The 8,753-nt window shown below is 73.1% G+C and carries 8 protein-coding genes; 4 read left to right on the top strand and 4 right to left on the bottom strand.

Going from position 1 to position 8,753, the window contains the following annotated elements; all coding sequences use genetic code 11:
* Positions 1–26: 26 nt before the first annotated feature.
* Positions 27–1,781 (top strand): DUF2264 domain-containing protein, encoded by a 1,755-nt coding sequence (locus ACIP5W_RS08850; RefSeq protein ID WP_401468835.1) that lies wholly within the window; start codon positions 27–29, stop codon positions 1,779–1,781.
* Positions 1,782–1,871: 90 nt separating this feature from the next.
* Positions 1,872–2,240: a VOC family protein gene (locus ACIP5W_RS08845; protein WP_401468832.1), complete on the top strand. Its 369-nt coding sequence runs from the start codon at positions 1,872–1,874 to the stop codon at positions 2,238–2,240.
* Between the two features lie 88 nt (positions 2,241–2,328).
* Here the strand turns inward: ACIP5W_RS08845 and ACIP5W_RS08840 are convergent, their stop codons facing one another.
* Positions 2,329–2,901 (bottom strand): TetR-like C-terminal domain-containing protein, encoded by a 573-nt coding sequence (locus tag ACIP5W_RS08840; RefSeq protein WP_401468829.1) that lies wholly within the window; start codon positions 2,899–2,901, stop codon positions 2,329–2,331.
* Between the two features lie 194 nt (positions 2,902–3,095).
* On the opposite strand from ACIP5W_RS08840, the gene ACIP5W_RS08835 reads away from it, so the two are divergent.
* On the top strand, positions 3,096–3,437 hold the full coding sequence (locus ACIP5W_RS08835; RefSeq protein ID WP_401468826.1) for a hypothetical protein: 342 nt from the start codon (positions 3,096–3,098) through the stop codon (positions 3,435–3,437).
* An 11-nt stretch (positions 3,438–3,448) separates the two neighbouring features.
* Here the strand turns inward: ACIP5W_RS08835 and ACIP5W_RS08830 are convergent, their stop codons facing one another.
* Positions 3,449–4,798, bottom strand: a complete 1,350-nt coding sequence (locus ACIP5W_RS08830) for a jacalin-like lectin (RefSeq protein ID WP_401468823.1) — start codon at positions 4,796–4,798, stop codon at positions 3,449–3,451.
* A gap of 237 nt (positions 4,799–5,035) precedes the next feature.
* Between ACIP5W_RS08830 and ACIP5W_RS08825 the strand changes: the two genes are divergently transcribed.
* Positions 5,036–5,254: a hypothetical protein gene (locus ACIP5W_RS08825; RefSeq protein WP_401468820.1), complete on the top strand. Its 219-nt coding sequence runs from the start codon at positions 5,036–5,038 to the stop codon at positions 5,252–5,254.
* A gap of 2 nt (positions 5,255–5,256) precedes the next feature.
* Here the strand turns inward: ACIP5W_RS08825 and ACIP5W_RS08820 are convergent, their stop codons facing one another.
* A complete protein-coding gene (locus tag ACIP5W_RS08820; RefSeq protein ID WP_401468817.1) occupies positions 5,257–5,748 on the bottom strand; it encodes a hypothetical protein in 492 nt (163 codons plus the stop codon).
* A 96-nt stretch (positions 5,749–5,844) separates the two neighbouring features.
* On the bottom strand, positions 5,845–8,748 hold the full coding sequence (locus ACIP5W_RS08815) for a glycoside hydrolase family 2 TIM barrel-domain containing protein (RefSeq protein WP_401468814.1): 2,904 nt from the start codon (positions 8,746–8,748) through the stop codon (positions 5,845–5,847).
* Positions 8,749–8,753: the final 5 nt, after the last annotated feature.

Here is an 8,753-nt window from a genome sequence, read left to right as displayed (position 1 = left end):
CCCGGTTCGGAAGGAAGCAGCCCGCGATGCGTCTCCCCCCGCCCGACCACGCCCTCAGCCCCCGCACCGGTCTCACCCGCGCCCACTGGGAGGCGGCCGCCGACGCCCTGCTGGCCGCCGTCGAGCCCTACGCCACCGCGGATCGCGCCCTCTACCACCTTCCCGGCGACCGCGAGAGCTGGTCGGGACGCCTCAGCGACGGCCTGGAGGGATACGCCCGCACGCTGCTCCTGGCGGCCTTCCGACGCGACGAGACGGCCCTGGAGCGCTACGCCGACGGCCTCGCGGCGGGTGTGTCCGGAGTCTGGCCCCGCATCGAGGACCGCGGCCAGCCGCTGGTCGAGGCGGCGTCGATCGCCCTCGCCCTCCGGCTGACCCGTCCGCAGCTGTGGGACCGGCTGGACGACGGCGTACGGCAGCGGGTGGCGGACTGGCTGGGCGACGCCCTGACCGCCGAGCCGTGGCCGTGCAACTGGGAGTTGTTCCCGGTGACCGTCGGCGGTTTTCTGCATACGGTCGACCAGGCCTCGGACACCGCCCGCAGAGCGATCGACCGGGGCCTGGAGCGCATCGAGCGGTGGTACGTCGGCGACGGCTGGTACACCGACGGCGCCGGCCGCGCCTTCGACCACTACAACGGCTGGGCGATGCACCTCTACCCGGTCCTGCACGCCTGGCTCGAGGACGACCCCCGGCTGCTGGAGCTCTACGGCGGCCGGCTCGCACGGCATCTCGCCGACTACGCACGCCTGTTCGGCGGCGACGGCGCCCCGATGCGCCAGGGCCGCTCCCTCACCTACCGCTTCGCCACCACGGCCCCGCTGTGGCTGGGCGCCCTGACCGGCCGCACCCCGTTGGCACCCGGCGAGACCCGTCGCCTGGCCTCGGGCGCGCTGCGGTACTTCCTGCAGCGGGGCGCGGTCGACGAGCGGGGACTGCTCACCCTCGGCTGGCACGGACCCGACCCGGACGTCCTGCAAGGGTATTCGGGCCCGGCATCCCCCTACTGGGCGAGCAAGGGGTTCCTGGGCCTGCTGCTTCCGCCGGAGCACGAGGTGTGGACGGCGCGGGAGGAGCCCGCACCGGTGGAACGGACGGACGCGGTCACGCCCCTGCCCGCACCCAACTGGCTTTTGCAGTCGACCCGTTCGGACGGACTGGTCCGCCTCCACAACCACGGCAGCGAGGACGTCCGCTACGACCCGTACTACACGCGGCTCGCCTACTCGACGGCGACGGCGCCCACGACGGGCACCTCGGCGCCGTACGACAACAGCGTGGTCGTCGGGGGTGATCCCCGCCGCACCGGGATCGAACCGCTGGGGGTGGGGGACGGCTGGGCGGCGTCGCGGCACACGGCGGGCGGCGGAGCGCGGGTGACCAGCGTGGTGCTCGTACGTGGGGCCGTGGAGGTGCGGGTGCACCTGGTGGCCGGCGCGGAACCCGGGACGCCGGTGCGGGTGACCGGCTGGGCGACGGCGGAGGAGGACGGTGTGCGGGCCGAACTCGTGCCCGTCGCGGGCCTGGACGGCTCGCTCACCGGTGTCACAGGGGACGCCGACTCGCTGTTCGTCGCCCTCGCCCGCCTCACCGGTGAGCCGGACCCGGTTCCGCTGGCGGAGTCGGTGTCGGTGCGGACGACGGACGCGGCGGACGCGGCGGACGGGACCGTCCGCGTCCGCTTCGGCGGAGAGCCCGAGGTCTGCGTGACCGTCTCGCGGGACGGTGTACGGGTCACCGGTGCGGCGGGGACGGACGGGCCGCCGGCAGCGGGGACCTGAGGCGGGCGGCAGCGGGGACCTGAGGCGGGCGGCCGTCGGCGTGCCGGTGCGCCTGTTGCCCCGTGCAGGCGGTTGCACGAGAATCCCGGCATGACTTCCAAGATCCGTCACGTGACGATCGACAGCGCGGACGCCTACGGCCTGGCGGAGTTCTGGTCCGCCGCCCTCGGCGAGCCCCTCCACGAGGAATGCCGTCCCGGTGACGAGGAGGCACTCATCGAGGGCGCCGGCCTGCTCTTCGTGACGGTCCCCGAGCGGAAGACCGTGAAGAACCGCGTGCACCTCGACCTCCAGCCGCAGGACCGCACCCGCGACGAGGAGGTCGACCGCCTGCTCGCCCTCGGCGCCACCCTGGTCGCCGACCACCGCCGACCGGACGGCAGCGGGTGGGCGCTCCTCGCGGACCCGGAGGGCAACGAGTTCTGCGTGGAGCGGAGCGCGGCGGAGCGGGCGGGCTGAGGTTCGCCGGCCCGACGGCGGTCGCCGCGCGCGAAACGCCGTTCCCCGGTTCCCCGACTCGGCGGAGCGTCCCGGCGGAGGGCGCCGGTCAGGCGCCGGTGGGCCAGTGCGTCAGGGCCGTGTGCAGGGCTTCGACCGCCTTGTCCCACGAGCGCTGGACGTCGCGGGGCGCGCCGAAGCCGCCGCCCGCCTCCAGGGTGCAGTAGCCGTGGAAGGTGCTCCGCAGCAGACGTACGGCGTCGGTGAGGTCGGGTTCCTCGAGGCCGTACGCGCGGAGCATGCCGTAGGTGATGTCGGCGGTGCGGCGGAACGCCGGGGCTTCGGCGACCAGGGTCTGGTCCATGGGGATCTGGGTGGCGGCGTACCGTCCCGGATGCTCCAGCGCGTACTCGCGGTAGGCGTCCGCGAAGGCCGCGAGGGCCTCCTTGCCGGAGCGGCCCGCGACGGCCGGGGCGATCCGGTCGATCAGCTCGCCGCCCGCGTACAGCGCGAGGCGGGTCCGCAGGTCCTGGATGTTCCGGACGTGCGAGTACAGGCTCGCGTCCTTGACGCCGAAGCGGCGGGCCAGCGCGGAGAGGGTGACGTTGTCGAACCCGGCCTCGTCTGCGAGGTCGGCGGCGGCCGCGACCAGGAGGTCCGCGGTGAGGCCGGCTCGGGGCATGGGGGACGCCTTGTTCGTCGGGGGCCTTGGTGGGTCGGGGAGGATCCTAAGGGCTGCCGCGATGGGGTGCCTTCGCGGCGAATGCGGCATGATCGTGGTCACTGCCCCCTGTGGAAGCGTGTGAGCCGCTTGTGGAAGCACTGAGAGATCGTTTACAACATCCCCATTCGTGAACAGCAAGAAGGCGCGCACAGGTGGTCGGCAGATCCTCCGAAGAGTCCGGCGACGATGGCTCGTCCATATCCGACGACGACCTGCGTGCGTTCCTCCGGGAGAGCGAGCGGGGCGCGCCGGACCCCGCCCGGTACGACGTCACCCCCGGCCGACTGACCCTCGTCACGTACAACGGCGACTTCGGCAACGACGCCTGTGACGTCAACGACGCCTGTGACGTCAACGACGGTTTCCTGCACCCCCGGTTCCCGAGCGCGGAGGCGACGACGCCCCCTCCCACCGGCCCGGCCAAGGACCCGTACGGCCGCAGCAGGGGCTTCGAGGAGGGTCTCTCCGACTGCGCCACGCTGACCCGCGTCTGACGCCGGCGGCCTCAGCCGGCCGGTGCGTACACCACGCCCAGTTTGTCGACCTCGGTGCCGGCGCGGCCCGTGAAGCCGGCGATCTGCCAGCCGGGCGGGGCGGTGAAGGTTCTCGCGTCGGCGGTCGCGGTGCCGGCCGACAGGGTGCGGCCCTTGTCGGTCGTGAAGGACGCCGAGAAGACGCGCGTACGGCCGTCCTTCTGACCCTGCGTCAGTTTGACGGACGTGAGGTGCTCACCCGTCGCCAGGGTCAGCGAGGTGGCCGTGCCGCCGGTGCCGCCGTGGGTGAGGACCGTACCGCCGTCGTGGGTCAGGGAGACGGCGTCCACGCGGGAGCCGCCGCGCAGCGTGAGGGTGCGGGGGGCCGGGGCGGCCGGCAGGTCGTCCACGTCGGTGAACGCCGTGCCGTGGGGGCCGCCGAAGAAGTCGCTCGCCCGCAGGCCGGAGTCGAGGGTGTAGGAGAAGTCCACCGTGTGGGGGAAGTGGTCGGAGAGGTTGCCGCCCGCGGAGTCCAGGAAGGACGCCCACGCGTTCCGGTACCGGGTGGCGTCGAGCGACAGGAGCCTGCTGCCGCGGTAGAGGACCTTGTCCACCACCTCGCAGTCGTTCGTCGGGGCCGTCGTCGGGCAGACCAGCGCGTCCGCCCCCTGGGCCGGCGGCGTACCGCCCCTGACCAGCTTCACCCAGGGGTCGGTGAGCCCGTTCTCGGCGACGAGGGTGCGGATGTTGTCCTCGGCCCGGGTGTAACGGGTGTTGGTGTCACCCATCACGATCACCGCGTTGCCGGACGAGTTCGCCTGGATGAAGTCCGACAACTGCTCGATGTTGGCGCGTCGGGCGGCCATCGCGTCGTCCGTCGAGTCGGCGTTGGTGTGCACGTTGTACAGGTCCAGGAAAACGCCTTCGGCAAGCCGCACCCGGGCCAGTGAAAAGCCCTTCGGCGTCAGGCAGTTGGTGCCCGTGCAGGCGTTCCACCGCACCCGCTCGAAGTCCTCGAGGGCGTAGTCGGAGAGGGTGTTGAGACCGTCGCCGAAGGGGACGCCGCCGCTCGTCGCGGTCCGGTAGGGGTGGTTGTCCCCCGCGTACAGCGCCGCGTGGTAGTTGAAGTCCTCCTGGACGTTGACGATGTCGTACGCCCCCAGCCGCGGCGATATCAGGGGGGTGTTGGTCGCCGGACGGCCCGAACTCAGGCCCTCGGGCAGACCCGCCACGTTGTAGGTGAGCACGTTGAACGAACCGGTGGCCGCCGCCGCGGCGGGCGTGGCGGAGGCGGCGGCCGCGGTGGGCGTCGCGCCCGTGGCCGCGAGGCCGGTGAGGGTGAGCGTGGCGGCCGCGAGGGCGCCGAGGAGTCGTCGTCTCATGGTGGGGGTGTCTCCCGGTGGGGGGCGGACTGCTGGGAAAGGTGAACCCTGCTCAGTTTCGGTGGCAACCAGTCTGACGGGAAAGGGCAGTTGAGGGAACAGTGGAAGACGGGGCGAGCCGCCGTGTCCGGGGCGACCGCCGCTCGCTCCCCGGTCGTTCGAAATTCACGTTTCGCCCTGATTCTCCTCACGCGCCGCGCACGCGCCGCGGAAGGCAGCGGTAACCGGGAGGGCACCATGGGACACGGGCACGGGCACCACCACGACCACGAGGCGGCCACCGCGCTGCCCGCCGCCTTCGACGCCTCCGTTCCGGACGAGACCCTCAGCCCCGAGCGGCGGTCCCGCCGGTCCCTGCTGCGCCGCGCCGGTCCGCTCGCCGCGGTGCCCGCCGCGGGCGGCACCCCGGTCCCGTTCGAGGTGCCCGAACCGACCCCCTGCCGCGCGGACCACTGAGGTCAGCGCAGCTTGCGGCGGGCCCGGCGCGGTCGGTGCGGCGCGTCCAGCTCACCGACCGCCGCCCGCACGTGCGCGGGGCCCCCGGGAGCGACGCCGCCCGCACACCGCCACACCGCTCGGCCGTCCTCCTGGCCCGCGTGCATCCCGAGGCCGTGCTCGCCGCAGACCGGCCAGACCTGCCACAGGCACTCCAGCACGGTCTCCTGCGCGGCCTCGGCGACCTCGGCGAGCGCGGTGTCGGGATCGGACGCGGAGCCGTGCCAGAGGTGGTCACCGTGCCAGCGGCCGTCGGGCAGGGCGACGTACACGTGCTCGTGCCCCGGCCCGTCCTCGGCCTCCTCCTCGTCCCAGGACGGCAGGGCCAGCAGCCGCAGGGGACCCCGGCCCGGGAGCAGCGCGTCCAGGTCCCGGCCGACGAGCGACAGCGCCTCCTCCCACAGCGGATACTCACCGGGCCGGACCGGACGGGGACTGTCGTGAGAGCTGTTCATGCAGGTCATCGTGGACCACGACAGCCCCCGGCGGTAGTTGTTTCCCCTGGCCGGCCGGGGCTGCCGGCCGGCCGGGGAACTGCCCGGTGCGCCGGTTCAGCCGGTTGCCTCGAAGACGAAGGAGAACTCGGCGGGACCGGCGTTCAGGAAGTACCGGGGCAGGGGGCCCGGGCCGCAGGACTGGGAGCCGATGCCGTGCTGCCCGTGGTCGAGGTTGACCCACACGGTCGGGCCGGGCACCAGGTCGGTGCGGTGCCGGGCCGCGTCGAGCTGTTCGCTGGTCCAGCGCCGGGCGCTGAACCAGAACTCCGGGTCGCCCTCGATGCGCAGTCCGCCGATCTCCACCCAGCGGACGTCGGCGCGGGCGCCGTTCTCCTGAGGACGGACGTACGGCGTCTGCAGACCGTCCACGGTCGACCGCCAGCGGCCGACCATCGACGCCGCCCGGGTGTCGGGATACGCCTCGCCGGGTCCGCCGCCGAACCAGGTCACCCGGTCGGCCTCCGTGAGCCCGAAGCGGATGCCCAGCCGGGGCAGCGGCAGTGTCCAGTCGCCCTCGGACGACACGGACACCGTCAGCTTCAGCCGGCTGCCGTCGGAGGTCCAGCGGTACACCGCGGCGAGTCCGACCTCGCGGCCGGCCGGTGCCACCCGGGTCCGTACCGTCAGTGCGTCGTCGCCCGGCTCGACACCGTCCGACCGGTGCCGCATGCGGTGCAGGCCCAGCTCGCGCCACAGCATGCCGTAGCGGGTGTCCGACTGCCACGCGGCGCCGTCGTCGTTGTCGGTGGGGGCCCGCCAGACATCGAGGCGCAGTCCCTCCACGGGCACCCCGCCGATCGACGTCGGCACGCCGGTGCGGGCGTCGAAGACACCCGGTCCGAGGGTGATCAGCCCTTCACCGGTCACCGGGGCGCGGCCGGGCGTCACGGACGGCAGCCGACGGGGAGTGGCCGCGAACTGTCCCCACGCCACCTGGTGGCCTTTCGCCGCCCACGGGGTGTCGGCCGCCAGCAGCGCCCGCACGGTCCACCACGACTCGGCGCCCGGCGCGTCCACCGGCGGTTGTGGCAGCTCGACGTCGGCCGACTCGCCGGGCGCCAGCGGTGGCACGTCCAGCGTGCCCGTCCCGGCACTCTCGCCGTCCACCAGGTACGACCACTCGAAGGCGAGCCCCGAAAGACCGGCGAAGTCGTGCGCGTTGCGCACCCGTACAGTGCCGGTGGCGCCGTCGCCCTCGATCCGGACCGGTTCGATCACCTTCTTGAACTCGACGAGTCCGGGGGAGGGGGTGCGGTCCGGGAAGAGCAGCCCGTCGCAGACGAAGTTCCCGTCGTGCAGCTCCTCGCCGAAGTCGCCGCCGTACGCGTAGCCGTGGCGACCGTCCTCGATGCCGTGGTCGATCCACTCCCAGACGAAGGCGCCCTGGAGACGCTCGTGCGCCTCGAACAGCCGCTGGTAGTCGGCGAGTCCGCCGGGGCCGTTGCCCATGGCGTGGGCGTACTCGCAGAGGACGAAGGGCAGTCGGCGCCGCTTCGCCGTGCCGCCGTCCAGCCCCCGGCCTATGCGCTCCACCTCGTCGTGGGGGGCGTACATGCGGGAGTACACGTCGGTGTCACGGCAGTCGAGGTCGCCCTCGTAGTGGACGAGGCGCGAGGCGTCGCGGCCGCGTATCCACTCGGCCATGGCGGTCAGCCCGCGGCCGGTGCCGGCCTCGTTGCCCAGCGACCAGATCACCACCGACGGGTGGTTCTTGTCCCGCTCGACCATGCGGGCGGCGCGGTCGAGGAGCGCCGGGGTCCAGCGGTCGTCGTCGACGGGGTTGTCGCGCCAGTCCTGTTCGACGAATCCGTGGGTCTCCAGGTCGCACTCGTCGATCACCCACAGGCCGTACTCGTCGCACAGATCGAGGAAGGCGGGGTGCGGCGGGTAGTGCGAGGTGCGGACGGCGTTGATGTTGTGCCGCTTCATCAGCAGCACGTCCTCGCGCATCGTCTCCAGGTCGAGCGCGCGGCCCCGTACGGGATGCCACTCGTGCCGGTTGACGCCCTTGAACAGCACGGCCGTGCCGTTCACCTTGATCAGGCCGTCGTCCAGGGAGACGGTGCGGAAACCGATGCGCAGCGGGATCCGCTCGCCCGCGGTCACCAGCTCGCCGTCGTACAGCCGGGGCGTCTCCGCGTTCCACGGCTCGACGGGCACGGTCACCGGCTCGCCCGTCGCGACATCGATGTCCAGGGCGGGTACGGCGACCCGCCCCGCGACGTCGGAGTCGACGCGCAGGGTGCCCTCGCCCGTCACGTGGTCGTAGGAGGCGTGCACGAAGAAGTCGCGGGCGCTGCCCGCCGGGCGGTGCAGCAGCGTCACGTCACGGAAGATGCCCGGCAGCCACCACTGGTCCTGGTCCTCCAGGTACGTGCCCGCCGACCACTGGTGGACCCGGACCGCCAGCACGTTGCCCGTCGCCCTCAGCAGGTGGCCGACCGCGAACTCGTGCGGCAGCCGCGAGCCCTTGAACTCGCCGATGTCCGTGCCGTTCAGCCATACCCGGGCACAGGACTCCACGCCGTCGAAGCGCAGGACTGCGTCGCCTTCCCCGAGGGCGGGCCAGTCCCCGGGCAGGTCGAAGACCCGCAGATGGTCACCCGTCGGGTTCTCCGTCGGCACCCGCGGCGGGTCGACCGGGAAGGGGTAGAGGTGGTTCGTGTAGATGGGGGAGCCGTGCCCCTGGAGGACCCAGTGACCGGGGACGGCGACCTCGGCCCAGTCCCCGGCGTCATGACCCTCGGCGGCGAACGACTCGTCCTGCGCGTCGGCCGTCGCCGACAGGCGGAAGCGCCAACTGCCGTTCAAAGAGAACGTCTTCGCGTCCGACGACGCGTACCGGGCGCGGGGCGGGAGGGCCCCGGAGCCCGGTGACACGTCCTCGACGTAGCGGACGGACGACGGGGAGCCCTCCGCCCGGGCGCCGCCGGGAGCGGGGGAGGTGCGCAAAGACATCGGTC

Source organism: Streptomyces sp. NPDC088766 (assembly GCF_044750845.1).
Taxonomy (GTDB): domain Bacteria; phylum Actinomycetota; class Actinomycetes; order Streptomycetales; family Streptomycetaceae; genus Streptomyces.
The sequence above is the reverse complement of the archived record's forward strand: the minus strand, read 5'-3'. Positions and strand labels throughout refer to the sequence as shown.

What these genes read in the sequence shown, in the direction of transcription:
- ACIP5W_RS08850 (WP_401468835.1), top strand. Translation starts at nt 27, where the DNA reads ATGCGTCTCCCCCCGCCCGACCACGCCCTCAGCCCCCGCACCGGTCTC.
- ACIP5W_RS08845 (WP_401468832.1), top strand. Translation starts at nt 1,872, where the DNA reads ATGACTTCCAAGATCCGTCACGTGACGATCGACAGCGCGGACGCCTAC.
- ACIP5W_RS08840 (WP_401468829.1), bottom strand. Translation starts at nt 2,901, where the DNA reads ATGCCCCGAGCCGGCCTCACCGCGGACCTCCTGGTCGCGGCCGCCGCC.
- ACIP5W_RS08830 (WP_401468823.1), bottom strand. Translation starts at nt 4,798, where the DNA reads ATGAGACGACGACTCCTCGGCGCCCTCGCGGCCGCCACGCTCACCCTC.
- ACIP5W_RS08825 (WP_401468820.1), top strand. Translation starts at nt 5,036, where the DNA reads ATGGGACACGGGCACGGGCACCACCACGACCACGAGGCGGCCACCGCG.
- ACIP5W_RS08820 (WP_401468817.1), bottom strand. Translation starts at nt 5,748, where the DNA reads ATGAACAGCTCTCACGACAGTCCCCGTCCGGTCCGGCCCGGTGAGTAT.
- ACIP5W_RS08815 (WP_401468814.1), bottom strand. Translation starts at nt 8,748, where the DNA reads ATGTCTTTGCGCACCTCCCCCGCTCCCGGCGGCGCCCGGGCGGAGGGC.